We start from the raw sequence: 26,944 nt of genomic DNA, 5'->3' as shown, positions 1-26,944 counted from the left end.
GTTTAATCATCGATAATAAACGAGAAAACTTATTATGGAAGATAAGAGGATACAAAATAACCGATTATGGGCAGGTGCGTTGATATTTGTTCTCCTGTTTACAAGTTCAATCGCATTGCATGCACAAGATACTGAACATGCACTGGCTGATTTTTATGAAAAAGAGATATCAGATCAAAACAGTGCAAACTCGGCTTCACCGAAATTACAAACCACTGTTCGTCTTAAGAAAGGTCAACATGGTTTTGTAAATATATTGCAATCGATAGGGCAGCAGGCGGGATTAAAGCTTTCTTATAGCGAGCAGTTTGTTCCCAATGCTAAAAAAATTCATATAAAGGAGACAACGAAGCTTAGTGCTGAGAAAGCGCTCTGGAAAGTGTTGGATGGAACCCCCTTTCGCTTTGGTATTTCTGGGAGTGGCCAACTGGTCTTATTGGAGATACAGAAATCTACTCACAGCGATCAAATTGAAACGGTAACGGGGACCGTCACTGATGCACAGTCCGGTGAAACCCTGCCTGGCGTTAATATTTTGGTGAAAGGCACATCCACAGGGGCATCTACAGATCAAGATGGACAGTTTGAACTTACAGTGCCTTCTCTTCAAGATACGCTGGTCTTAACCTATATTGGTTATCAGCGGCAAGAAGTTCCTATTGATGGCCGGAGGCAGATTGGTGTGCAATTAACACCACAGGCCATTGTGGGGGAAGAGATGGTGGTTGTTGGTTATGGAACACAGCAGGTTAAAGATGTTACCGGATCTATCTCTACCGTAAGCTCCGAAGACTTGAACCCGGTTGCCACGAGTTCAGTGAACCAGATGCTGAGAGGAAAGGCGGCCGGTTTAAATATGCGACAGGTTTCAGCTCAGCCGGGTGGTGATGTAAGCGTTAACATTCGTGGAGATATATCCCCAAGTGGTAGTGGTGCTCCATTGTATGTTATCGACGGTGTTCCTATAACAAGTTATTCGAATACAACGCGTGAACTCAACAATGACCAGCTTGGATATGGGGGGGGGATTGACCGTGATCCTTTAAGTTATCTAAACCCGTCGGACATCGAATCCATTACGGTATTGAAGGATGCCAGTGCTACTGCAATCTATGGTTCATCTGCGGCCAATGGTGTGGTTTTGATCACCACAAAAAGCGGAATAAGTGGAGACATACAGGTGGACTATCGCGGAAGTTATACCATGCAGACACCGCATGAATATTTTCCACTGCTAAATGCTCAAGAATTTATGAGGCAGAACAACCGAATGGCCCGTGACCAATATTTATTTCAGAATCGGCTTGCACCATACGGCGATACAGATCCTTCGACTGTGTCTCCATTTAATCCAAGATTTAGTGAGTCCGAGATACAACAAGCCGGTACAGGCACTGACTGGCTGGGAAGAGTAACGGAAAATGGGACCATCAATGAGCACAACATCTCCCTGAGCGGTGGAAGTGAGAATACCGTGATCTATGGCTCTTTCAACTATCAGGGCAACGATGGAGTACTAAAAAATTCAACCCTTAACCGGTATGCCGGTAGGTTAAACGTGGATCAATACATCACTGATAATATTCACCTGAACGTTAAGACTACCGCCAGTAGGTTGACAGGAAGCAACGCTTCCACTGGTGAGAATGACGGGGAAGGTGAGAAGTATAACATGCTTCAGGCTGCTTATGCGTATTCACCGACGGTGGGTGTGCACAATGAAGATGGCAGTTATGCAAGCACGTTTAATCCGCTGATTATGAACCCGGGAGCTTTTTTAACAATAGATGATGAGAGCCAAACTAACCACTTCTTCACAGCTCCCAAGCTGACAGTTGATGTCTCAGACAACCTGAGTGCTACTGTAATAGGACAGGTTGACATTGAGTCAACGAACCGAAGTTTCTATCTTCCTCGCCAGACTAACAACGCCCAGTTGCCGGACGGAATGGCTCAAAAGTATGAAAATAGTCTCGAAAACTATACGCTCGAAGGCTATGCAGAATACCAGAATGACTTTGAAAACAGTAGTCTCACCGTTACAGCCGGTGCGGGTTATTATCAGACGGAGAACGAGGGCTTTAGTCTACAGGCAGTCGGCTTCTTTACCGATGCATTCAGTTTTAATAATGTCGGAGTAGCCAATGATATCGAGCAGAACAACCAAAGGTCATGGAAAAGCAGCCGGACCAAGCTCTCCCAGTTTGCCAGGGTAAATTACTCAATACTGGATCGTTATATCGTGTCAGGGTCGGTGCGGCGCGACGGTTCCAGTATTTTTGCGGAAAATAACAAATATGGCTACTTCCCCGGTGGTTCTGTAGCATGGAGAATTTCGGAAGAGAGTTTTGCCAGTGATCTTAATTTCTTGTCAAACCTGAAAGCACGGGTGAGTTACGGTATGGCAGGTAACGAGACGGTATTGCAAGGAAATGCCCTGCAGCTCTATAGTACCGGCCGTAATGCCCTTATCGGGGATACCCAGTACACCGGTGTGTCACTTGGTCAGATCGCAAACCCCGACCTTACATGGGAAAAAAATTATACCTTCAACGTCGGACTCGACTTTGGGTTGTTCAGTAACAGAATTAGTGGAACGTTCGATTATTTTGTAAAAACGGCAAAAGACCTGCTCGACTATAATCCACTCCCTTCAAATAATCCGGTTGGTAGTATAGCTGACAATGTTGGTTCCACACAGAGCAGGGGTGTCGAAGTTTCACTGAGCACACAGAATGTGGAGAGTTCAAACTTCCAGTGGAGTACAAATGTGAACGTCTCTTACTTTAAAGCGACGTGGGTTGAACGAAATCCCAGGACTCCATTGTCCGACTGGATTGATCCCAACGGTGCAATGGACACGATTTACGGCTGGGAAACCGATGGAATCATCAGGTCTGAGGAGGACATCCCTGATCACATGCCCGATGCCTTCCTGGGGAATGTGAAGTATGTTGACCAGAATGGAGATGGCGTGATGGATTCAGAGGATATTGTTAAGCTTGGCAACGGGACTCCACGCTGGAATGTAGGACTGGATAATACATTCTCCTACAAGAATTTGAGCCTTAATGTTTACCTCTATGGTAATTTTGATTTCATGAGGTGGAACAACTATGTACCCAGCACCTTCAATATCTCCCAGAGAACAAATCCGGTGAATACAACGGTTTATGCCCAGGATATCTTCTCCGTGGATAACCGCGACGGAGAATATGCCGGAGTGGCCAGCAATCCCTATGATTCCAGTAATCCGGAAGGAAGCGATTATCAACAATACGACGCAAGTTTCGTACGTATCCAAAACGTATCGCTGAGTTATAATTTGCCGTCCTCGTTGTTCGGTTCCGGTTCTCCGCTACAAAGAGCGCGTGTTTTTGTAAACCTTCAGGATCTGGGAGTGATTTCAAAGTATCCAGGTTTTGATCCTGAGCTCACTGAAACGAACCCCTATCCGCGATCTTATTCAACAACGGTAGGAATTGAGCTGAACCTCTAACGGATCAACCATGAGAGATTCAAAATCAAAATTAATTTAGGAATTATAACAGAGGTAATATTATGAAACGTCTAAAAAATAACTTACTGCTCGGATTCCTTGCGAGCCTTGGTATGGTATTGATAGTCGGCTGTAGCGATATGCTTGAGCCGAAGGTGTATACAGAACTTACACCTGATACGTTCTTTCAAAGTCCGGCTGATTTCGAGAATGCACTCGTAGGTATTTACGATCCCTTTTCTTCCGACTGGGCCGGCCTTTACAATGCAGATCCTAAAAACTATCTCTTGAGGGGAGAGGTATCCACTGATCTCTTTTACACTCCGTGGTATATTAATTATTCGGAATTCACATGGGGACCAGCTGGATTTAATGGGGACCAAATCTATGACAAAATACGAACGGTTGCTCTGGCTACCGACCTGATTGACAAGATGGGGAACTCTGACGTCGATATTTCTCAGGATCTTCAGGCCCGCTATGTGGCAGAGGCAAAAACGTTACGGGCATTTATTATGTACATTCTCCTGGATTATTGGGGACCCGTTAATCCCAAACTGGATCCGGAGACACTCAGTGATGACGAGATTATCCCGAGAATGTCTGAGGAAGCTTATGTCCAACAAATGCTTACCGATCTGGATGAAGCAATTCCAAATCTCGATGACAAGTACAACGGCGACGCTGAGAACTGGGGGAGAATGAGCAAAGGCGTAGCCCGTATGGTTAAGCTGCGTATTCATATGCACCAAAAAAATTGGGCTGAAGCCGAATCAGTAGGTAAAGAGCTGATGAATATGGGATACAGCCTCATGGACGATTATGAGGCCGTGTTCAACGTCGAGCAGAATCAAGAGATTATTTATGCGGTCCCCGCCAATGGTCAATCCCCCAACTACTACCTGACAGAGATTCTGCCGCCTGGCTTTCGCAGCAGCGTTGACGGTTCAATCACGGACGGTGACGGCGGTTGGTACGGATACTGGATTCCATGGGAGTTTTACGACAAGTTTTCTGACAACGATGCTCGTAAAGAGACCATCCTTGACGAATATAAAGATAGCGGCGGAAATACTATAGATGCGCGTGCTGAACATCAGGGAGCGATTCCGGTCAAATTTACCGAATTTGAGGGCAACGGTCCTGATTTCAGCATGGATCAGCCGGTATTCCGGTATGCCGAAGTTCTGTTGTCGGTCGCCGAGGCTATTAACGAACAGGATGGGCCTACAGCCGAAGCGTTGAGTTTGGCCAACCAGGTTCGCGAACGTTCTTTTGATCCGGCTGATATGCCCAGTTGGAGCGGTCTTGGACAGGAGGCATTTCGTGACTCATTGTTGCTGGAACGGGGTCGCGAGTTTTACGCGGAAGGGTTGCGCCGCACCGACTTGATCCGCCATGGCGAGTATATAAACCGTGCACAGGATCGTGGATTAAATGCGGAAGACCATCATGTACTCTATCCAATACCTCAGGAAGTTATTACTGAGGGAGATGGGACTATTGAACAAAATCCGGGTTATACCCAGTAAGTTGTTTTGACATAAACTTAAGAATAAACAAGAGCGGGATGATTTCATTTTACGTCCCGCTCTTTGTTATATAACAGCGTTTTTCTGGGCTGTTTTAGGTATAAGTAGAGTATATATGGATCGAAAAATTTACCTAATGGCTCTGAAACACAAATGGTACCTGAATCAGTAAAAATTATGTTATGAAATCACTTCTCCGGATACAATTTAATCGAAGGAAGAGTTTGGTTCTGTTTCTATTGCTTTTTCTTTTTGGTTCTGCAGGTGTAGCTTTTCCACAAAGCAGCAGTTCAACGCAGGAAAAGCAAAGAGTCACCATAGAGGATGGGGTGATGCGCTGGGAGCCATCGGGCGAAGAAGTTTCTCTGTTTGGGATAAACTATTACACGCCGTATTCCCAGACCTACCGTGGCATAAATACGGTCAGAAAGGATCACAAGAAGGCGATCAATGAAGATACCTACCATTTTGCGCGGATGGGGATGGATGCCTTTCGAACCCATCTTTACGAGATTGAGATCACCGACAGTCTGGGTAACCTGCTTAATAATCACCATCTGGATCTGCATGATTACACGATCCACAAGATGAGCGAGCGGGGGATCAAGACGATTGTCACCCCGACAACCTATTACAATTCCGGCTATCCTCGCGGCAATGTTGTGGAACCGCCCGGATTTGCGAATTACATTTCAAAGGGAGGAGCACCGCGTAACAAGGAATACTGGCCTGTCATCCAGAATTACCTGGCGCAGCTGGTCAATCATGAGAATCCCTATACGGGCATGACCATGATTGAGGATCCCAACGTCATCGCCCTTGAAATTGATAACGAGCCAAGCCACAGCGGCTATGACCGGACCCTCGAGTTTGTGAATAGTATGGCCAACCATCTTCGCGAAAGCGGATGGGACAAACCGATATTCTACAACATTACACACGGTGAACCGGAAGCGTATCTCGATGCCAACATCGACGGCATAACCTTCCAGTGGTATCCCGGCGGGCTATATGAAGGAAGGGAAAAACGCTCGAACTATTTTCCGTTTGTGAGCAGCTATGATACTCCCTGGGAAGGCGATGAGCGGTACGAGAATATGGCAAAGATGGTGTATGAATTTGATCCGGCCGATAACCTTAATAACTATGCTTTGCCAATGATGGCCAGAAGTTTTAAAGAACACGGCATGCAGTTTGCCGCCCAGTTTGCTTACACCGCAATGGGTATTGCCCACGCCAATAACGACTGGCAGTCGCACTATCTCAACATGGCCTATACGCCCGGAAGGGCAGTCAGCATGATGATTGCCGGAGAGGTATTTGATGCCGTTGATTATAAAGAGCAGTTCGAGAACTTCCCCGCCGATACGACATTCGGCGACTTTGTGATGAGTCACCACAAAGATCTCAGCCTGATGAACACCGAAGAGGCGTTTATGTATTCCAACGATACCGAATCAAGCCCGGAAGATGAAGCTTCCCTTCGGCGTATTGCCGGGGTTGGCTCTTCCCCGGTAGTTACCTACCTGGGTACGGGCGCCTACTTACTGGACAAGCTGGCGGACGGCGTTTGGCGCCTGGAGGTCATGCCGGATGCGATTGAGATCCGGGATCCCTTTAGCGGGACCGGTTTCGACGAGCCGGCTTCGGTTATCGAGTGGAACGAATATCAGATGGAGATCGCCCTGTCGGATCTCGGTGATTTATTTACAATCGAGGGACTTAATATTGGAAACGAAAGAGTCACAACCGCAAGCGGGGGATCCTTTACGATTTCACCAGGTGCTTACCTGTTGACCCGCCGGGGTGAGAACAGCAGCGAATGGACGGCTAGCAGCAGTTTTGAAAACATCCGGCTTGGTGAATATCCTGCCGTTACCGAGAATGCCGATGAACCGGCGGTATGGCACCGGCCCACCGACCAGGCCGAAGCCGGCGAAGCGTTGAAGGTGGCTGCTAATATAGCGGGACTCAAAGCCAGTGATACAGTTTTACTACAGGTAAAAAATGCCGCCGGTATGAATCAAAGTATTGAGATGGAGGAAGTTTCTCCCCACAGGTATAAGAGCTCAATTCCAGAACGATTGATGAACGCTGGCGAAGTGCGTTACTGGATCGTAGTCGATCGCAAAAACGACCGGTTTCTCACCTTCCCGGGCGATGTTCCGAGTGTTAACTGGCGATGGGAAGACGAGTACAGTGAGAAATGGACGACCCAAGTGGTAGAACCAGGCAGCCCGATCACGCTCTGGGATGCCGAAGCCGATGAGGATGATATTTTCCAGGGCTTCAGCTCATGGGGCAGTGATGCGAATGAATATGAGGTGATTACCGAAGGAGAATCAGACCAGGGTGAAGCCATTTCTATTTCTTCCACGCAACCAACAGAGGGACGTCATGTGCTGGGAATCAGTACCTATATCCGGGATCACATCGAGGGTGTAACCTCTTCTATGCTTGGTTTTTATGACCAAATTGTGGTTCGGGCTAAGTCGGGCTATGACAACCCGGCTCCGATGCGGGTGCTGCTTCTTGACAACGATGGAAACTCCTACAGTGCACCGATTCCCGTTGATGGCACCATGCGTGAGCACCGCATTCCGCTTAGTTCGTTTGAATCGGACCGGTTTATGCTGCTGCCGAAAGCGTATCCGAGTGTAATGAAAATATGGTACGAGACGGGTGTCGAGGGTCCTGTCATTCCGCAGAAAATCGAGGAGATCCAGTTCCTGATTGATACTTCTGAAAATCCTGATTACGAGGGAGGCCAGCGGTACGGCTTCCAGGTAGAAGCAGCCTGGCTGGAATGAGCCGATGAAAGCAAATTTAATTGTTAACAACCGTCATCAAAATAGATAAGTATTTTATTATGAAATATAAATATTCCAAATATTGGTCCTTTTTAGTTGCTGTGATTCTCATAAAAACACTTGCCTTTGAGGATGTAACAGCCCAAGAACCGGACTCGGTCTCAAGTGCTGATATCAACTATGCGATAGGGGCTGACCTGTCGTTTTTGAAATCAGCCGAAGACCGGGGCGTTGAATTCAAGGATAATGGGCAAGTGAAGCCAGGATTGGAAATCTTCAGCGATCACGGGTACAACTGGATCCGCCTCCGGCTGTGGCATACGCCCACCCGTTCGATGAACGATCTGGAGTACACTATTGAACTAGCCCAGGAGGCAAAAAAGTACGGCTTCAAATTTCTCCTCGACTACCACTACGCCGACAGTTGGGCCGACCCCGGCAAACAGCCAATTCCCGCCGCCTGGGATACAACCAACGTCGAAGTGCTGATCGATTCCGTGTACCAGTATACCAAGAATACAATTGAGGCATTTCGCGAGGCAGGTGTGATGCCGGAGATGGTACAGATCGGTAATGAAGTAAGAAATGGTATGTTATGGCCACTCGGAAAACTGCCTCAGAACTGGGACAATTTCGCAGCTCTCTTTAAAGCGGGTGTGGACGGAGTGGATGCCGGTCGGGGACAGGCACCACGACCATTGATTATGCTTCATTACGACAACGGTGCGGATACGGACGGGGCCAAGCAGTATTATGAGAAGTTCAACTCCTACAACATTCCTTATGACATCATAGGGCTTTCGTACTATCCCTGGTGGCACGGTAACCTGTTACAATTTCGCGAAAATTTACTTTCGCTGGTCGATAATTTTGACAAGGATATCGTGCTTGTAGAAACAGGATATCGCCCTCACGAATATGAAGACCATCCTGCACCGTATCCCGAAGAGATACCCGGTGGGCCGCGCAAGGCATTTTTAGAGGATGTCAATGAAACGTTGTTGAATGTTTCCAGTCGCAAGATTAAAGGCGTCTTTTGGTGGGAGCCTGCCAGCGGGTGTGGAAGAGATTATTTTGACGAAGAATGCAATGCACGGCCTGTCATTAACGTGTTTGACAAGTACAAGCGAGGGAAGACGGGAGAAGATGACGCCCCGGAGTAGTACAGTCTTAAATGAAATAAATTAAGAGGTGTTATGGGCAACACAAAACTAAGAGGTATTGCCAAAAGATGAATAAAACGTACAATTATATATACAGTGACTATGAAAAAAATATTCTTAACTATCTGCCTGTTTTTTGTAACAACCATGATTAGTGTTGCCCAGGTTGAGGATTCCAAAATAGTTGATAATGGAGGAAGTGGCGATTATAAAGCTATTGCCGCCAAAGAGGCCACTTTGCCCAATTACGTGGTGTATCGTCCCGAGAATCTGGAAGTCGCTGCGGAAGAAGGACTGCTCCCGGTAATGGTTTTTGCCAATGGCGGATGTTCCAACACATCGATATCACATGAGAGGGTGCTTTCAGAAATCGCCTCGCATGGATATATCGTTATTGCGATCGGGGCGTTGCAGAAAACACCTGGTGGTGGAGAAAACTCAAGCACGGAAGCCACTATGCTCACCGATGCGATAGATTGGGTTGCCGATCAAAATAAAGATAAAGAGAGCGCTTATTACAACAACGTCGATCTCGATGATATCGCATCCGGCGGACAATCCTGTGGAGGCGCGCAGGTGCTGGCCGTAGCTTCCGATCCCCGAATTGAAACCTACATGATGTTCAATTCCGGCATCGGTGATATGTCGATGGCGGGAGCAGATCGCGAGTCGTTGCCCGACGTTCACGCCCCCATTGTATATATCGTCGGCGGTCCCTCTGATGTAGCGACCTCCAATGCTGAACTGGATTATGAACGGATTGATCACGTGCCGGTAGCGTTTGCCAATCTTATGGAGGGCGGACATATGGGAACCTTTGGAGAGGAGTATGGAGGCTCGTTTTCCAGGATGAGTCTCAAATGGCTGGACTGGCAACTCAAAGGTCAGGATGGGAGTAGTGACGTTTTCCTGGAAGGTGATTTGAGCGATTTCTCAGGATGGACGATGAAGGCCAAGAGTTTTCAGTAAAAGGATGATATCTGGGATAGTAAAGTGGTGGGAAAAACTAAAAACGTTTGTCATATTAGCTTTAATACCTAAGCAAACCTTCAATAAACCATTAAAAGTAATGAAAGCAATTAGAATGGAATATGTGAAAAGAGGCGCTTTATCTCTGTTACTGGCAATGTTTATCGTCGTTGCTGTTACTGGCAGTAGCATAGGACAGTCCTTAGAAGGGCCGGTTAATAGTATGATCGATACAGACCAAAAAACAATTACGGTGACTGAGGATATCCGCTATAAAGAGGGAGACAGCGAGGCATGGAAGCTTGACTTGGCGATGCCGGCTAATTTCGGGAGCGAGCTTCGTCCGGCACTCGTGATCGTCCACGGCGGCGGCTGGAAAGGCGGTTCAAAATCAGTGGACGTCTACCAGAAGATGATGGTCGATTATGCCCAGCAAGGATATGTCACTATTAATATCAACTATCGTCTGTTAGATGAAGCAGAGTTCCCAGCCTGTATTGAAGATGTGAAGACTGCCGTTCGTTGGCTGCGCGCCCATGCCGACCAGTACCAGATCGATCCCGGCCGAATCGGGGCGTATGGTCACTCGGCAGGTGCACACCTGGCCTTGATGCTGGCGATGGCTCCGGAATCAGCCGGACTGGAAGGGGAAGGGTGGAACGAGTATTCCAGTATGGTCAACGTAGCGGCCGCCGGTTCGCCTCCCACTGAATTAGGACGTGATACGCCGATGGCTAAAGAGGAGTGGTGGCCGATAGGATATATCTCGGGTGATCATCCACCGCTATTCCTTATCCAGGGTACCGAAGATCCTGTCGTTCGTCCTGAGCTGACCAACGATTTTGTGGAAAAGATGAAAGATGTGGGAGCAGATATCAAATATATGGAACTTGAAGGGGCACATGGGGTGGCCTATAACGAACAGCTCGACGTTACCGAACCCGCACTGGAGGAGTTTTTTGCCAAACACCTGAACCCGGGGGAACAGTAAATATAATTATAAAGATGAGGCGGTAGAGATGCCGCCTCTTTTTATGACAGATAAATTTTATTAAATAATCAATACAGAGATAAAAATGAAGAGAATACTCCTATATACAATATGTATTACTGCCGTATTGTTGGTGTTAGGGTGCAGCAGTAATACGGAGACCGCTGAAGTACCCGAGCAATTTAATCACGATGTAAACCTGCAGAACGCTGGTACCAGCGCTGAAAAAGTGAAGAGTCTGGATTCCCTGCTTCAGTCCTACGTGGACCAGAAGAGGGTCAGTAGTGTGGCTACGTTTGTAGCCAAAGGTGGCGATGTGGTCTATCACAAGGCGTTTGGGTGGAAGGATATCGAGAATTGGGAGCCTGCCACCGTTGACGACTACTATATCCTGTTTTCACAAACCAAAGCGGTGGTAACCGTTGCATTTATGACGCTGGTGGAACAGGGGCTGGTGGCCGTGGATGACCCTGTTTCGGACTACTTCCCCGAAATTCCTGACCAGATGGTGACGTCGGTCAGTGAGGACGGAACCTACGAAACACGTCCCGTTAAGTCGCCGATGACCTTTGCCCACCTGATGTCGCACTCATCGGGACTAAATGCCGGCCCCGTCGGCGAGATTCGCCGTGTAGAGATGCAGAGGGCCCGGGAGTCTGAAAATGCGAGCTCGGATGATACTCCTGCCGGTCAGCGCAGCGGTGGCGCAGATCCTGAGTCGCGATACCTCGAAGATGAGATGCTTGCCCTGGCGGAATATCCCCTCGGCTTCGATCCGGGAACGGAGTGGAGCTATCACATCAGCACGAATATGCTGGGCTATATGATTGAGCGTATCTCCGGCCAATCGCTGCGTGAATACGTAAAAGAGACGGTGCTGAATCCGCTCGGCATGGATGAGACGGACTGGTACTATGACGACCCGGCGGCACTCGATCGCTTTGTGAAGGCTTACAGTGCCGTTGATGGGGAGCTGGAACCCGCATCGAATCGGTTCAGTGAGGCGACCGTCAGCGATAAGCAGACCTACGTGGAGGGTGCAATTGGTCTGAACGGCCCGATCGAGGATTATGCCAAATTCTGCCAGATGTTGCTTAACAAAGGTGAATTTAACGGACAGCGCATATTGCAGCCAGAGACCATCGAGCAGATGACAACAATCAACCAGCTGCCTGAGGTGAATTCCGGCGGAGAGGGCTTTCAGTTTGGGCTCGGGTTTGAGCTTTACAACGAACAGAAGAAGCCGGCCCCCGAAGTTTCAAACACCGCATACGCCTGGGGTGGGCTATATGGCACGCAGTATATTATCGATCCTGCGAACAATATGGTTGCCCTGTTCTACCTGAACATGCCCCGCCGCGATTCCCCGTATTCAGAGTTCTTGAGCAAAGCATATCAACTTTTTGAAGAATAGATTTTAGGATGACATTCAGAAAAATCCTTGTTCTATCTACGACATTCTTCATCATTTGGGGCTGTATTGTACTGAATGGGATGGCCCTTCAACAAGCCAACTCGGATGATGACCCTGCATGGGGCAATTCCACTGGACCTTATGAAGTCATCATGGAAGTTGATAGCACCCTTCCTGAGCATACGGTCTATCGACCAGAGGACCTTTCGGGATTCCCATCCAAAGATCAACTGCCTGTGGTGATCATGTCAGGTCCGGGCTGCGATAACGATGGGGATTCATTTCGGCCATTTTTTACGGAATTGGCCTCATATGGCTATCTCGTGGTGGCCGCTGGGCTCCCGGTGCCGGAAGGTGCCAGGGCCGAGTTGTACCATAATAAATCGGAGGATCTGCTCGCCGCCATTGACTGGGCCTTTGCCGAGAACAGCCGTAACACGAGCAAGTATTTCGGCAAAATCGATATCGGGAATGTGGCCCTGATGGGACATTCATGCGGGGGAAGCCTGGTGATGGAGCTAACCCATGATCCACGGGTGACCACCATCCTGTTCTGGAACAGCGGGGCGTTGGTTAAAACGGAAAAGGGGAAAACGGCCAGTGATGGTCGCTGGGCTACTCCCGATGATGACATGTGGCGATCACAGGCCTACGCCGTTACCCTGGACATTCCCGTTGCCTATGTGGTGGCCGAAAAGGATATCCTGCTACCCAACTCACTGAGCGATTACCAGCAGGTGAAAGATGCCCCGGCTTTCTTTGCAGTATGTGCAATCCCGGAGAACCCGCACGGCGGTACCTTCCACGAAAAGAACGGTGGAGTATATGGTGAATTCGGCGTTGGGTGGATGCAATGGCAAATGAAAGGAGATACCGAGGCCGCCCAACTCTTTAAAGGGCACCCAACCGGTTTTGAAAAAGCCGACAGCAAATGGACAGAGATACGCAAAAAGAATATTGATTAACTGTTTTTAACCACTAAACGTGTTAAAACACTGTACGTTTATACAATCATTAAATCAGAAATAAAATGGGAATAAATATTATGAGTAAAAGAGGATCGATATTGATCTATCTGCAAGTATTTTGTGTTCTGCTTCTGCTGCCGTCGTTGGCAACGGCCCAGCCAGCCGATAAGCCGACGGGCTGGTCGGATGGCTACGTGTACGCGAACGGAATTCGTATGCACTATTACCAGGCCGTTCCGGCACCGGAAAAACCTACAATTGTGATGTTTCACGGCGTTACGGATAACGGTCTCTGCTGGAGCACACTGACATGGGAGTTGCAGGATGATTATAACATTTTTATGGTAGACACCCGCGGACACGGTCTGTCGGATCCATTCACGACTGCCGACGACGGTGACACCCTGGTGAAAGACGTAGTGGCCTTCGTGGATGAGATGGGATTTGAAAAACCGATCCTGATGGGCCATTCTATGGGAGCGGCCACGGTTATGAGAGTAGGAGCTGAGTATCCCGAGCTGGCAGAGGCAATCGTTATGCTTGATCCCGGCCTGGGAAGAGGTCCCGGCGGGCAGGATGACGATGAAGATCAGGAGCAGGTCAATGATGAAGAAACCGAAGAGCGTGAGGAGCGCGATGGTCCACCCAGTCCTCCACAGAATCCGGATCAACTTTCTGTAAGCATGTTTGGTTCGCCGGAATCGCTGGTTGCACAGAACAACTACAGCTTTGAGGACCTCGTAGCGTTATGCCAGCGGCAGAACAGCAAATGGGCGATGATGGATTGCCACTATTGGGCGCTCTCGAAAAAGCAGTATCACGGCGCCTACAGCAGCCAGAAGTGGCAGGCGATGTCGGGCACCATGCGGACGGGAAATTCACTGGCAGAAATTCAAGTACCTTCTCTCATTCTGAAAGCAGACGCCTCCCAGCAGGATCGTGAAACCCACAAAGAAGCGGTCAGCGTGATGCAGGACGGTGAACTCGTGCATATTGATGGAGCCGGCCACAATTTGCACCACGATGAGCTAAGGCGCACCGTAGAGGAGGTTACAGCGTTTCTGTCTGATCTCTAAATAGCAACACATTTTTAACATTAGGTACCGTAGCTCTTTCGCGGTACTTTTTGTTATTGCTCCAGGCCTCTTCAAAGAATACTAAATTCTTCGTCCTTAGAACGACCAACTTAAACTCATTGTTCTATTTCAATGTTCTATTTTTCAACCGTCCATAGCGGAGCATCGGTGAGGCCGCAGTACTTTTGGCTACCTTTTCTTACATAATAAGGTGTTTCCCAAAGAAGTACTGGCAAATAAAAAAAGCTTCAGGGTTTTCAGCGATTCATCCGTTCCCAGGAAATAGAAACCCAATGGCCGAATAAGTAAATAGTTCTCTAATAAATAATGTGCATTTGAATATTGATAATCTTTGATACTGATATTCTATTCTGTGTTATGCAATTTTTAGAAAGATATGTTTAATTATTTAGCCTAAAGTTACTTCCCTCCAAAATAAGGGTGAGAATAAAAAAGTTGAGGGATTGGTTTCACATTTCACAAAAAAAATGCGTTAGTTTTAAAAATAATTGTATATATGACATTTAATGGACAGTATTCCTAACTTTTTGACTTAATTCAGCATGCCAGCTAACAAATATTCGTTCCTATGTAGTGCCTCCTGCCGTATCTCCTTCCCTATAATAATACTCGTTGCTTTCTTTATTTCAATTAATGGCTGCCAATCACAAGCAGACGATTCCTATGACAAGCTTAGCGATCAGGAAAAGCGCAGTGCCGAGCATGCATTGGATGGACTGGAAACTCATAATGGACTGGAAACCACGCTCTTCGCAGCCGATGATATGCTGGTGAATCCCACCAATATGGACATCGATGCGCAGGGTCGGGTTTGGGTGACCGAAGGATACAATTATCGTCCTTCTCTAAACCCGGATAATCCTACCAAAGCGGACGGAGATCGTATTCTTGTCTTGGAGGATACCGATGGAGACAGCAAGGCCGACACAAGTACCGTGTTCTACCAGGGTAATGATATTAATGCGGCTTTGGGGATTATGGTGCTGGATAACCGGGTCATTGTATCTCGAAGTCCGGACGTCTTTGTCTTTACAGATACGGATGGCGATGATAAAGCCGACAAGAAAGAAGTGTTATTTAGTGGCATAGAGGGCGAGCAGCACGACCATGCCGTCCATGCGTTTGTATTTGGCCCGGATGGCAAGCTGTACTTCAACATGGGTAACGAAGGAAAAGTGCTAAAAGATGCCAATGGGAACGTTATAACAGATGTATTCGGAAATGAGGTAAAGACCGGTGGCAATCCCTACCGGCAGGGGATGGTCTTCCGTAGTAATCTGGATGGGAGTAAGGTAGAGGTATTGGCCCATAACTTCCGGAATAACTACGAAGTGGCGGTAGATTCGTATGGCACCCTGTGGCAGTCTGATAACGATGACGATGGCAACAAAGGCGTGCGCATCAACTATGTGATGGAATATGGCAATTACGGTTATACTGACGAGGTAACGGGTGCTGGCTGGCGTTCACGACGAACGGGCATGGCAGATGATATTCCCACCCGGCATTGGTATCAAAATGATCCGGGCTCTATTCCCAATTTATTACAGACCGGCGCAGGATCGCCCACTGGAATTGCGGTTTATGAAGGCACGCTTTTACCGGAAGTTTTCCAGAATGAGATGATTCATGCCGACGCCGGTCCCAATATTATTCGATCTTACCCGGTGGAAAAGGATGGAGCAGGTTATTCTGCACAGATTGAAAATATCCTAAAAGGGGCCAAAGATCAGTGGTTTCGTCCATCGGATGTGACCGTTGCCCCGGATGGATCTATTTTTGTAGCTGATTGGTATGATCCCGGCGTAGGCGGACACCAAATGGGAGACCAACAAAGGGGACGTATTTTCCGTATTGCCCCGGAAGGAGTGGAGTATGAGGTGCCGTCATTCGATTTGAGCTCACCCGCAGATGCGGTCGAAGCATTGCAAAGTCCGAATATGAACCGGCGGGCACGGGCCTGGCTAAAGTTGCATGGATGGGGAAGCGATGCTGAAGAGGCGCTGGCTGAGCTCTGGAATTCGGATAATCCACGGTACAGGGCACGCGCGCTTTGGTTGTTGAGCAAGATTGAAGACAAAGGAAATGATTACATCGAAGAAGCACTTTCTGACACCAATCCTGCTATTCGGATTACCGCGCTCCGGGCTGCCCGACAATTGGATATGAATATTATTCCCTTAATTGAGCAGTTGGTGGATGATCCATCAGCCCAGGTGTGGCGTGAAGCAGCTATTACCCTGCATCGCAATGAGTCTTCACAGGCAGCGGAGTTGTGGGCGCGGCTGGCAGCTCAGCATGATGGTAAGGATCGGTGGTACGTGGAAGCACTCGGCGTTGGGGCAGCCAGTCAATGGGAACGCTTTTTTGGGGCATGGAAAGAGCAGGTCGGAGATGAGTGGAATACCGCTGCTGGGCGGGATATCGTTTGGCGGGCACGGACTGAGGCAGCTTTACCTCTTTTAGCTGAGATTGTAAAAGATTCTTCTACTGAGGAAAAAGAGCGATATTTTCGGGCCTTTCACTTTCATGAGGAGTCTCCCCAAAAAGAACAGGAGCTTATTGGTATCCTGGATGCAGGGCTGCCCAACCAGCAAGCGTTGAATACAATGGCACTTAAACAGCTGGGACCTTCTTCGCTGGAGCATAATAAAGTGCAGGTCGCACTGGAAGAAGCGCTCCAAAAGGTGCAAGGTACGCAACAGTATCTGGATTTGGTGGAAAAATTCGAACTTAATACCCAGCAGGAAGAGCTTTTTGAGCTGATGACAACCTACCCGGATAGTGGATTAGGGACCCGGGCATCCTATTTGTTACTTCGGCTGGATGGGAAATTACTGGTCGAAAAGCACTTGAATGATAGTAGTAATGAAGATAGAAAGACTATTCTTAAAGCGTTGGGCAATACATCGGGATCGGAGTCCATAGCTATCCTGCAAGGTTTTATTCTTGATGAGCAGAAGGAGTTGAATATGCGACGTCATGCGGTCAAGGCTTTAGGATCCGGGTGGGGCGGCGAGCAAAAGCTGGTGGAACTCGTCAAAAGCGGAGTAATATCTGAGCCTCTGCATGAAGCTACGTCCGAAGCCCTTTCGGATTCCTGGTCGGGAGATGTACGACAGGTGGCAAAAAGTTTATCGGGGGGAGGTCAAAATAAGCAAGCAGATTTGCCGCCCATTGCTGAACTCGCCTCACAAAAAGGAGTAGCAGAGGAGGGGCAAACCGCTTTCGAACAGGCTTGCCAGATTTGTCACCAGGTGAATGGCAAGGGCACGGCTTTCGGGCCGGCTCTTTCAGAAATAGGATCGAAGCTGCCCAAAGAGGGATTGTATGATGCGATTTTAAATCCCAACAGCGGCATCAGTTTTGGATATGAAGGATACATCCTGGAGTTTAACGATGGAGCCAAAGCGGCGGGGATCATCCAAAGTGAGACGGCATCCGAAGTCGTATTGATAACCCCGGGAGGTAATACAACAACCTATAAAAAATCAGAAATAGCTTCGCGCACCCAGATGAATCAGTCACTCATGCCCGATGGACTGGAAGCGGGGATGAGTGAACAAGAGCTGATTGATTTGGTTGAATATCTTTCATCTTTAAACTAATAGAATGTTTTGAAGGTTTTGCAAAACCAATCCATCTTGTCATTCTAAACTCGTTTCAGAATCTTATAAACATTTGTCAGCATTTAAGCAGAGATTCTGATCCCGATCATTTGGGAAGGATGACAGCTTAAGTTTTGCAAAGCTCCCTTTTAACTATAAAAAGAGATAAGAATATGAATATTTCGCGTAAAAATGCACTTAAGAAAATGGGGGCTATCCTGGGTTCAGGGTCGGTTGCCGGATGGCTTGGCAGTATCAAGAAGACGGAAGAAATTATTAATCAAGAACTAAAGGGAAACGTTAACCATTCGGTTTGTAAATGGTGTTATGAAGATATCCCGCTGGATGAATTTTGTCAGGCAGCCAAAGAAATTGGGCTTAAGTCGGTCGAACTGGTAGGACCAGAAGGGTGGCCAACGCTCAAAAAACATGGATTGACCTGCGCCATGCCCTGGGGAGCAGGTAATGGGATAACGGAGGGCTTCAACGACCCCAGCCTCCATGATGAATTGATTGCCAGCTATGAAGAAGTAATTCCGCAAGCCGCCGAAGCCGGACTGGATAAAATAATATGTTTTTCCGGAAATCGTAACGGTATGGACGATGCCGTGGGACTTAAAAACTGTGCCAAGGGACTGAATCGCCTGATGAGTACGGCAGAGGAGCATGGAGTAACGATGTGTATGGAATTACTGAATAGCAAAATTGATCACCCGGATTACATGTGCGATCATACCAACTGGGGCGTTGAGCTATGCAAGCGGGTTGAATCCGATCGATTTAAACTGTTATATGATATTTACCACATGCAGATCATGGAGGGCGATGTCATCCGGACGATTCGGGATAACCATCAATATATTGCGCATTACCACACCGGTGGCGTCCCCGGACGGAATGAAATTGATGAAACTCAAGAATTATATTATCCTGCTATCGTGAAAGCTATTTTAGAAACGGGGTACACCGGCTTTATCGGTCAGGAGTTTATACCTACCTGGGATGATGAGTTAGCGGCCCTGGAGCAAGGCGTAGAAATATGTGATGTTTGAATACTAAGCAGTCACCAATTTTACCATTGAAATTAAGCCCATGATTTTGTTACCTAAAGCCTTATAAATAATGATTGGGATAATTTCTGTATGAATAGTATTTGGCTGGCATTCGTATCACTTGTAATCTTTTTCCTGGGCTATCGTTTCTACTCAAAGTTCATCGCACAAAAGATCTACCAGCTGGATCCGGATTTTGAGACCCCGGCCCATGAACTGGAGGATGGCCGGGATTTTGTCCCCACCAACAAATGGATTGTCCTGGGCCACCACTTTACCTCAGTAGCAGGGGCGGCGCCCATTGTCGGTCCGGCGATTGCCATTTACTGGGGATGGCTGCCGGCGCTGCTCTGGGTGGCGATTGGGACGGTTTTTGCCGCCGGGGTGCATGATTTCGGGACCATGGTGCTTTCGATCCGGAATCAAGGGCGTTCTATCGGCACTATGGCCGACCAGCTGATTGGCCGCCGGGGACGTATCCTGTTCCTGTTTATTATCCTGATTTTGGTGCTCATGGTTAACGCGGTCTTTGCCTGGGTTATTTCGAACCTGTTTATCTCCTTTCCGGCCAGCGTGCTGTCGGTTTTTATCCAGATACCGCTGGCCGTGTGGATCGGCTACTACACCTATAAACGGCAGGGGAATATGCTGATTCCTTCTATTATCGTATTAGTGGTCATGTATGCCACGGCGGTGATGGCCAGCTATATGCCGGTCCTGCAGATCGACCTCGTTCGTTATTTCGGGGGCGGCGAAGCAGCTCTCTGGCTTGGTTTAAACGGCACCTCCATGGCCTTTTTGATCTGGATCGTGGTGCTGATGACCTATGTCTATATTGCTTCGGTCTTGCCGGTCTGGAAGCTGCTGCAGCCGAGGGACTTTATTAACGCTCAACAGCTTATCCTGGGCTTGGGTATTTTATACCTGGGACTTATGGTGATGGCCCCCGGGGTCACGGCCCCGATGCATAATGCCGGAGCCAATGATGTCTCCTGGTTCCCCCTGCTGTTTATCACCATTGCCTGCGGGGCCGTCTCTGGATTTCACGGACTGGTCGCATCGGGGACGACCTCCAAACAGATTGACAAGGAAACGGACGCGCGTTTCGTAGGCTATCTCGGGGCCGTAGGTGAAGGTGCCCTGGCCATCATCACCATCCTGGCAATTGCCACCTTCTTTTCCGGCAGCGAGGCCTTTGCCTCCACCTACTCTTCCTTCTCGGCGGCGGGAGCCAATGGCTTGAATGCTTTTATCCAGGGAGCGGGACAACTGGCCACCGGCGTGGGCATTCCGGCTGAGGCGGCGCGGACCATCATTGCGGTCATTGTCGTCAGTTTTGCGGCAACCACCCTCGATAGCTCAGTGCGTCTCATGCGCTATATTATTGCGGAGCTCGGTGAAGTCTATAAGATCAAATCGTTAACCCGGGTGCATGTGGCAACCTCGGTAGCTGTTCTGTCCAGTGCGGCCCTGGTGCTGCTTCCGGAAGGCCCCAAGGGATTCGGCTCCGGCGGCTACCTGCTCTGGCCGCTGTTTGGGACGTCTAACCAGCTGCTGGCGGGCATCAGCTTCCTGTTAATCACGATTTGGCTCAAACGACGAGGGCGCCCGATCATCTACACAGTCGTGCCGATGATCTTTTTATTAGCGATGACCTTATGGGCAATGACCGAGCAGGTTGTTTTTGAATGGTCGGGACTCGGTACCGGCGATTCTCACCTGCTGCTGTTCAGCTTTGGCGCTGTTATTCTTGGGTTTGCCCTGTGGATTCTTATCGAGTCGGCCAGCATTTTATTTGGTGAGGAAGAGGATGTTTCTGAACCGGAACATGTGACTATTGAGTGATCTTTTCATCAGTTCATAAATTTAGGAGTTATATGAAAACAAGTCGACTATCAGCATTATCTTTCTTTGTTGTTCTCTTGGTGTTCCTGAGCTGTAGTAAATTCCGTACGTATACAAGCTGGGAAGTGCGGGGAGCAAATAAGGAACAGAATCGCTACTCAGAGCTTACTCAGATTGACAGTTCCAATGTGACACAGCTTGAGAAAGCCTGGACCTACCGTACGGGCGATGCCGGAGGCGATTACTCTCAAATACAGACGAATCCCGTTGTCATAGATGGCATATTATTCGGATTATCCCCAAAAATGAAAGCTTTTGCCTTGGATGCGAAGACCGGAGAAGAACGGTGGATGTTTAATCCCTTTGGAGATATGGAGGAAGCACCATCCATTAACACCAGCCGGGGGCTTACCTATTGGGAGGAGAACGATGATAAGCGTATCCTATTCGCGGCGGGTTCTTCACTCTATGCCCTGGATGCTGAAACAGGAAATCCTGTTAAAAATTTTGGAGAAGAAGGGAGCATCAGCTTAAAAAAAGGGTATAGCGAGCAGTTTGATGATTTTTCAATCTCGGCAACTTCGCCCGGTATCATTTATAAAGATCTTATCATCATCGGTTCGCGGCTCTCCGAGGGAGCAGATGCGGGGCCGGGGGATATCAGGGCTTTTGATGTTAAGACCGGAGCACTCGAGTGGACCTTCCACACGATTCCTCGGCCAGGAGAGTTTGGGCATGATACCTGGGAAAACCCGGAGGCATGGAAAGAAATAGGCGGGGCCAACAGCTGGGCGGGTATGGCCCTCGATGAAGAACGAGGAGTTGTTTATGTGCCTACTGGCTCGGCTTCACCCGATTTTTATGGTGGTAACCGTAAGGGAGCGAATCTGTTTGCCAACACGCTACTGGCGCTTGATGCTTCCACCGGCAAACGTCTGTGGCATTTCCAGACCGTTCATCACGATCTGTGGGACCGGGACCTGCCTTCGCCACCGACCTTAGTCACGGTAAATCACGATGGGAAGTCTGTGGATGCTGTGGCGCAAACCACGAAGACCGGCTATGTGCTGCTCTTTAATCGCGAAACAGGGGAGCCTTTATTTGAAATCGAAGAGCGGAAGGTTCCAACCGAAACGAATTTGGAGGGGGAAGAGGTATGGCGCACGCAGCCTGCCCCGGTAAAGCCCGAGCCCCTGATACGACAGCAGATGAGCGTGGAGGATGTAAATCCATACATTTCGAAGCAGGAACAGCAGCAGATCAAGGAACGGATTCGCAGTTATGAAACGCAGCATATGTTCGAAGCTCCCTCCATAAAAGGGGATATCATGTTCCCCGGTTTCGACGGTGGAGCCGAGTGGGGAGGCAGTGCCTTTGACCCGGAAACCGGCATGCTATATGTGAACACCAACGAAGTGCCCTGGATTTTGCAAGTCATTGACAAGAAGCCGGGGGAGGACTCTAAAACGTTGTCAAAGTCAAGGCTGTTGGGCAAAGAGGTTTATTTGAATTCATGTGTTTCCTGCCATGGCGCCAACCTGGAAGGCAGCGGTAGAAGTCCCTCCCTGGTTGGAGTAGCCAGTCGACGTACACCGGATGATATTTTAGCCCTGGTTAACAGCGGAAGCGGAATGATGCCAGCTTTCAGTCAAATTTCAGAGCTTCGCAAAAAGGCCCTGGTGAATTTTCTCCTGAAAGAAGACCACTTTAAGGTGGATGAAAAGCAAGTATCAGACAAAACGGAAATGGGTGGCGAGGCAGCCGGGCAAGATCGATACACCTTGAATGGGTATCGGAAGTTTCGGACCAAAGAAGGGTATCCGGCTATAAACCCGCCCTGGGGAAAACTGAATGCAGTGAATCTGCATAACGGCGAAATAGAATGGCAGGTCCCGCTTGGCGAATACCCAGAGCTCCGGGAGCAGGGTATTGACCCTACGGGTACGGAGAATTATGGCGGACCGGTGGTTACCAAAGGTGGTGTTGTATTTATCGCCGCAACCCTGGACAAAAAGATTCGGGCCTTTGATAAGGATTCGGGCGATCTGCTTTGGGAAGCCGAACTACCATATGCCGGATTTGCTACGCCCAGCACCTACGAAGTAGACGGCAAGCAATACATTGTCATCGCCTGCGGGGGCGGTAAACTGGGGGCAGAATCCGGTGATGCTTATGTAGCTTTCGCTTTGCCTGACAGTTAAGTAACGTGAGTTCGAGATAACAGCAAGATTATTTTTCTGCCTGTAGTTGGTTCCTTGCCCTTTGTTAACCCTCTCCTTTCCTCTCCCTGATAATCAGGGAGAGGGAGACTCTTCCTCAACTATAGTCCGCTACGCTATATCAAAGCCCTTAAAGCCATTTATTACCTTCAATTTCTTATAAGTCAAAATAAGGTGGTTTTGCTGGATACAATATGTAGATCGGCCATTCTGGCCGATATGATCCACGGAAGTTACGGCGGTACTACTCGGACAAGATGTCCGGGCTACATGGTTATATCGAGCAGACGTTAAATAATAACCAAAGGGAACAAAAGAAACCTTCCTCTAATCCATGTCATTACCGCGTGGCACAAATGATTGGATATCGGTAATCTCTCGTCCCAAAATCAGGCCATGGATATCAAAGGTGCCTTCATAGGTATTGACCGATTCAAGGTTCATCATGTGATGAATGACACGGTATTCTCCGGTAATGCCGTTAGCACCATGCATATCGCGGGCCGTACGGGCAATTTCAAGTGCCTTGCCGCAGTTGTTGCGTTTGGCCAGTGAAACCATGGAATGGTGATCACGTCCTTCATCCTTAAGTTTCCCTAATCGCCATGCCAACATCTGCATCTGGGTGATATCGGTTAGCATATTTGCCAGTTTCGTCTGTGGAAGCTGGTTGGCACCAATCGGATGGCCAAACTGTGTTCGCTCCAAGACATATTGCCGCGCTTTCTGATAACAAAATTCTGCTGCTCCAACGGTCCCCCAGGCAATACCGTACCGGGCGCTGTTCAGGCAGGTAAAAGGGCCCTTAAGTCCGGTGATATCCGGAAAAACGTTTTCTTCGGGCACAAAGACATCCTCAAAGACCAGTTCTCCGGTCTCGGAGGCACGAAGCGACATTTTATATTTGGTTGCCGGAGCACTAAATCCATCCATATCTTTTTCCACCAGGAAGCCACGGATTACACCCTCATCATCTTTATTTTCCCTAGCCTTGGCCCAGACCACTGCGACGTCAGCAATTGGGGAGTTAGTGATCCACATTTTGGCCCCATTGAGAATCCAGCCGCCGTCTGTTTTGGTAGCAGTCGTGGTCATCCCACCCGGATCGGATCCGTGATCGGGTTCGGTAAGTCCAAAGCATCCAATCATTTCACCGGATGCAAGTTTAGGCAGAAAACGCTCTTTCTGCTCTTCGGTCCCAAACTTGAATATGGGATACATCACCAGCGAAGACTGTACCGACATGAACGAGCGATAGCCAGAATCCACGCGCTCCACCTCGCGGGCAATAAGTCCATAGGCCGTTTGACTGGCCCCACTGCCACCGTATTTGGGATCCAGGTAGGAGCCTAACAGTCCCAGTTCGCCCATTTCTTTGGCGATAGCAGGATCAAAATATTCCTCTTGGTTTCCCTTCAGCGCCCGGGGCTCCAGTTTGCTTTGAGCGTAGTCGCGAGCGGTCTCCATGATCATACGATCATCTTCGGAAAGTTCAGATTCAAACAGTAGAGGATCATCTATGTTAAAACTATTATGGGACATAGGCGATAATTTTGTGCTTAATTTTTGGATGCAAGGTAAGTGGTCGACAGGCTAAGGTCAACACTTTTAAAAAGTGGTTAAGTAAGAAGTGTTAAGTTTTAAGGATGGCAGTTAGAGTTTGGAAATTTGAGGTTAGAAATTTGAAATTAATCCTTGACCCGGAGTGTAGGAATGGACAGTCTGTAACTGCTAACTGCTAACTGCTAACTGCTAACTGCTAACTGCTAACTGCTAACTGCTAACTGCTAACTGCTAACTGCTAACTGCTAACTGCTAACCCCAGAACTCCTTCTTCAGCTCACGGGCTATAATCATACGTTGGATTTCAGAGGTGCCCTCGCCAATGGTCATGAGTTTGGCATCACGTAAAAAGCGCTCCACATGATACTCTTTGATATATCCATAGCCTCCGTGAATTTGTACGGCCTTATCGGCGGCGCGGACCGCCAGCTCAGAAGCAAAAAGCTTAGCTTTAGAGGCTGCCTGCTTAAACGGTTTCCCTTGATCTTTCAGCCATGCCGCGCGATGTACTAAAAAGCGAGCGGCATCAATTTCGGTAGCCATATCGGCAAGTTTGGCTTCAATGGCCTGGAAGTCACCGATGGGGGATCCGAACTGTTTGCGTTCCCCCGAATATTTCATCGACTCTTCCAGGGCTCCGCGTGCAATGCCCACCGAAAGCGCCCCGATGCCAATTCGTCCGCCATCCAGTACTTTCATGGTATCGATAAATCCTTTTCCTTCTGCGCCCAGGAGATTTTCTTCGGGCACTTCCACATCTTCGAAATAGACTTCCGTCGTGTCGGAGGAATTCATTCCCAGTTTTTCCATCTTACTACCGGACTGTACGCCTTCCCGGGAGCTCTCCACAATAAATGTGCTGATACCTTTGGTCCCTTTATTTGGATCCGTCTTCGCCAATACAACATAGGTATCACCTACCGAACCCTGGGTGATGAATATTTTGGAGCCATTGATAATCCATTGATCATCTTTTTTTTCAGCTGTGGTTTTCATGCCTGAGGCATCGCTCCCGGAGCCGGGCTCAGTGAGACACCAAGCGGCTAGCTTATCACCTTTTGCCAGGGGCGTAAGGTACTTTTCTTTCTGCTCATCTGTACCTGCGAGTTCGATATGTCCGGAGCCAAGCGAGGTATGAGAGGCCACGGTCAGGGCAAGCGAAGCATCCCATCGTGCTATTTCTTCAATAGCCAGGCAGAAACTGATGTGATCAATACCTCCGCCGCCGTATTCAACCGGGTGAACCATCCCCATGAATCCCTGCTCAGCCAGTCGTTGGACGAGGTCGTAAGGAAATGTTTTATTGGCATCCCGCTCCTTGACGTCAGGAGCGATGTACCGCTTGGCAAAGTCTCGCATACTGTCACGAATCAGTTGTTGCTCTTCCGATAGCTCAAAATCCATAAGACGACCCTCTTTGTATTAGGATGGAAATTTGCTGGCGTTTAGGTAGCATAATGAAAATTGGGAAAGGAAGCTAATAGAACCTTAAGGTGCCAGAACGAGGTGTACGAAGCCTACGTATCACCTTTACGTAGGCTTCGTATCATCCATATGTAGGGTAGGATGTGTCAGCCTCGGCCTGCAAGAATGGTGCATTTTGATGGTCCTTGTACAATTGGTAACGCGTGGAGGGCACAGGATAGTGCCTCATCGGGCGACTGGGGTTGTCGTCCGATGAATAGCAAAGCGCCTTGTCTACTCATCCGACTTCAACCCCAGAATTCGGATGAGAACAGGGGTCTTTTGAAACCAATGGGGGGGGAGCGTTGATATGGACAAGAGCATAGATTTTATATAAAATCTTAAGGGTCAAAACTCATAGCAAAAGACATTGGGATTTGGTCAATCCTCTTGTCCTCCTTCTCCCCCGAATAGCTCGGGACATGCAAGGAGGAACTCATTACTTGAAATACTTGCTGTAGAACGATTTCCGAACTATTTCCACAAAATCTCTCCCCGAAAGTGTTCGGGACAAGCTTTGGAGAAGAAGGATTTAGGGAGATTGCTCCTCTGGTCAAAGAGAGCAACCCTCATTTTTAACCGCTAAATATTTAATTAATCAATTCTTATAACGCAAGGGGTCGTCTATTATCATGTTGGAGGAAACCCACGACAATTTTTTGTCGCTATTAATTTTTCAAATAGCAATCCCAAGTCTCCCTTTGAAGGGAGTACCGCCGGAGGCGGGGAGGGATGTATAGAAAGTCTGAC

Annotated in this window: 15 protein-coding genes; 13 read left to right on the top strand and 2 right to left on the bottom strand. The window is 48.4% G+C overall.

Annotated elements, in window-relative coordinates:
- The first annotated feature begins 34 nt into the window (after positions 1-34).
- From J6I44_RS04325 to J6I44_RS04265, 13 genes are all read left to right on the top strand, one after another.
- On the top strand, positions 35-3,499 hold the full coding sequence (locus J6I44_RS04325; RefSeq protein WP_265764763.1) for a SusC/RagA family TonB-linked outer membrane protein: 3,465 nt from the start codon (positions 35-37) through the stop codon (positions 3,497-3,499).
- Between the two features lie 62 nt (positions 3,500-3,561).
- Positions 3,562-5,031 carry a RagB/SusD family nutrient uptake outer membrane protein gene (locus J6I44_RS04320; RefSeq protein WP_265764762.1) on the top strand — a complete coding sequence of 490 codons (1,470 nt, stop codon included), beginning with the start codon at positions 3,562-3,564 and terminating at the stop codon, positions 5,029-5,031.
- Between the two features lie 182 nt (positions 5,032-5,213).
- On the top strand, positions 5,214-7,841 hold the full coding sequence (locus J6I44_RS04315; RefSeq protein ID WP_265764761.1) for a glycoside hydrolase 5 family protein: 2,628 nt from the start codon (positions 5,214-5,216) through the stop codon (positions 7,839-7,841).
- Between the two features lie 59 nt (positions 7,842-7,900).
- Entirely contained in the window at positions 7,901-9,004 is a 1,104-nt protein-coding gene (locus tag J6I44_RS04310) for a glycoside hydrolase family 53 protein (RefSeq protein WP_265764760.1), read from the top strand.
- Positions 9,005-9,106: 102 nt separating this feature from the next.
- Entirely contained in the window at positions 9,107-9,973 is an 867-nt protein-coding gene (locus J6I44_RS04305; protein WP_265764759.1) for a poly(ethylene terephthalate) hydrolase family protein, read from the top strand.
- A 100-nt stretch (positions 9,974-10,073) separates the two neighbouring features.
- Complete coding sequence (locus J6I44_RS04300) at positions 10,074-10,964, top strand: alpha/beta hydrolase (protein WP_265764758.1); 891 nt, start codon at positions 10,074-10,076, stop codon at positions 10,962-10,964.
- An 85-nt stretch (positions 10,965-11,049) separates the two neighbouring features.
- Positions 11,050-12,378: a serine hydrolase domain-containing protein gene (locus J6I44_RS04295; RefSeq protein ID WP_265764757.1), complete on the top strand. Its 1,329-nt coding sequence runs from the start codon at positions 11,050-11,052 to the stop codon at positions 12,376-12,378.
- Between the two features lie 8 nt (positions 12,379-12,386).
- The gene (locus tag J6I44_RS04290) at positions 12,387-13,343 is read left to right on the top strand and encodes an alpha/beta hydrolase (RefSeq protein ID WP_265764756.1); all 957 of its coding nucleotides are present in this window, start codon (positions 12,387-12,389) and stop codon (positions 13,341-13,343) included.
- Positions 13,344-13,423: 80 nt separating this feature from the next.
- Positions 13,424-14,422, top strand: coding sequence for an alpha/beta fold hydrolase (locus J6I44_RS04285; protein ID WP_265764755.1), 999 nt, complete (start codon positions 13,424-13,426; stop codon positions 14,420-14,422).
- Positions 14,423-14,985: 563 nt separating this feature from the next.
- Positions 14,986-18,051: a PVC-type heme-binding CxxCH protein gene (locus J6I44_RS04280; RefSeq protein WP_265764754.1), complete on the top strand. Its 3,066-nt coding sequence runs from the start codon at positions 14,986-14,988 to the stop codon at positions 18,049-18,051.
- A gap of 173 nt (positions 18,052-18,224) precedes the next feature.
- On the top strand, positions 18,225-19,103 hold the full coding sequence (locus tag J6I44_RS04275; protein ID WP_265764753.1) for a hydroxypyruvate isomerase family protein: 879 nt from the start codon (positions 18,225-18,227) through the stop codon (positions 19,101-19,103).
- 90 nt (positions 19,104-19,193) lie between these two features.
- On the top strand, positions 19,194-20,948 hold the full coding sequence (locus tag J6I44_RS04270) for a carbon starvation CstA family protein (RefSeq protein WP_265764752.1): 1,755 nt from the start codon (positions 19,194-19,196) through the stop codon (positions 20,946-20,948).
- A 32-nt stretch (positions 20,949-20,980) separates the two neighbouring features.
- Positions 20,981-23,149 carry an outer membrane protein assembly factor BamB family protein gene (locus J6I44_RS04265; RefSeq protein ID WP_265764751.1) on the top strand — a complete coding sequence of 723 codons (2,169 nt, stop codon included), beginning with the start codon at positions 20,981-20,983 and terminating at the stop codon, positions 23,147-23,149.
- A gap of 345 nt (positions 23,150-23,494) precedes the next feature.
- Here the strand turns inward: J6I44_RS04265 and J6I44_RS04260 are convergent, their stop codons facing one another.
- Positions 23,495-24,709 (bottom strand): acyl-CoA dehydrogenase, encoded by a 1,215-nt coding sequence (locus J6I44_RS04260; RefSeq protein WP_265764750.1) that lies wholly within the window; start codon positions 24,707-24,709, stop codon positions 23,495-23,497.
- A 273-nt stretch (positions 24,710-24,982) separates the two neighbouring features.
- Positions 24,983-26,134: an acyl-CoA dehydrogenase family protein gene (locus J6I44_RS04255; protein ID WP_265764749.1), complete on the bottom strand. Its 1,152-nt coding sequence runs from the start codon at positions 26,132-26,134 to the stop codon at positions 24,983-24,985.
- Between the last annotated feature and the right edge of the window lie 810 nt (positions 26,135-26,944).

Source organism: Fodinibius salsisoli (genome assembly GCF_026229185.1).
Classification (GTDB): domain Bacteria; phylum Bacteroidota; class Rhodothermia; order Balneolales; family Balneolaceae; genus Fodinibius; species Fodinibius salsisoli.
The sequence above is the reverse complement of the archived record's forward strand: the minus strand, read 5'-3'. Positions and strand labels throughout refer to the sequence as shown.

Excerpts from the sequence above, each read along its gene's own strand:
- J6I44_RS04325 (WP_265764763.1), top strand. The coding sequence starts at position 35 with ATGGAAGATAAGAGGATACAAAATAACCGATTATGGGCAGGTGCGTTG.
- J6I44_RS04310 (WP_265764760.1), top strand. The coding sequence starts at position 7,901 with ATGAAATATAAATATTCCAAATATTGGTCCTTTTTAGTTGCTGTGATT.
- J6I44_RS04285 (WP_265764755.1), top strand. The coding sequence starts at position 13,424 with ATGAGTAAAAGAGGATCGATATTGATCTATCTGCAAGTATTTTGTGTT.
- J6I44_RS04300 (WP_265764758.1), top strand. The coding sequence starts at position 10,074 with ATGAAAGCAATTAGAATGGAATATGTGAAAAGAGGCGCTTTATCTCTG.
- J6I44_RS04295 (WP_265764757.1), top strand. The coding sequence starts at position 11,050 with ATGAAGAGAATACTCCTATATACAATATGTATTACTGCCGTATTGTTG.
- J6I44_RS04275 (WP_265764753.1), top strand. The coding sequence starts at position 18,225 with ATGAATATTTCGCGTAAAAATGCACTTAAGAAAATGGGGGCTATCCTG.
- J6I44_RS04290 (WP_265764756.1), top strand. The coding sequence starts at position 12,387 with ATGACATTCAGAAAAATCCTTGTTCTATCTACGACATTCTTCATCATT.
- J6I44_RS04260 (WP_265764750.1), bottom strand. The coding sequence starts at position 24,709 with ATGTCCCATAATAGTTTTAACATAGATGATCCTCTACTGTTTGAATCT.
- J6I44_RS04255 (WP_265764749.1), bottom strand. The coding sequence starts at position 26,134 with ATGGATTTTGAGCTATCGGAAGAGCAACAACTGATTCGTGACAGTATG.
- J6I44_RS04315 (WP_265764761.1), top strand. The coding sequence starts at position 5,214 with ATGAAATCACTTCTCCGGATACAATTTAATCGAAGGAAGAGTTTGGTT.
- J6I44_RS04270 (WP_265764752.1), top strand. The coding sequence starts at position 19,194 with ATGAATAGTATTTGGCTGGCATTCGTATCACTTGTAATCTTTTTCCTG.
- J6I44_RS04305 (WP_265764759.1), top strand. The coding sequence starts at position 9,107 with ATGAAAAAAATATTCTTAACTATCTGCCTGTTTTTTGTAACAACCATG.
- J6I44_RS04280 (WP_265764754.1), top strand. The coding sequence starts at position 14,986 with ATGCCAGCTAACAAATATTCGTTCCTATGTAGTGCCTCCTGCCGTATC.
- J6I44_RS04320 (WP_265764762.1), top strand. The coding sequence starts at position 3,562 with ATGAAACGTCTAAAAAATAACTTACTGCTCGGATTCCTTGCGAGCCTT.
- J6I44_RS04265 (WP_265764751.1), top strand. The coding sequence starts at position 20,981 with ATGAAAACAAGTCGACTATCAGCATTATCTTTCTTTGTTGTTCTCTTG.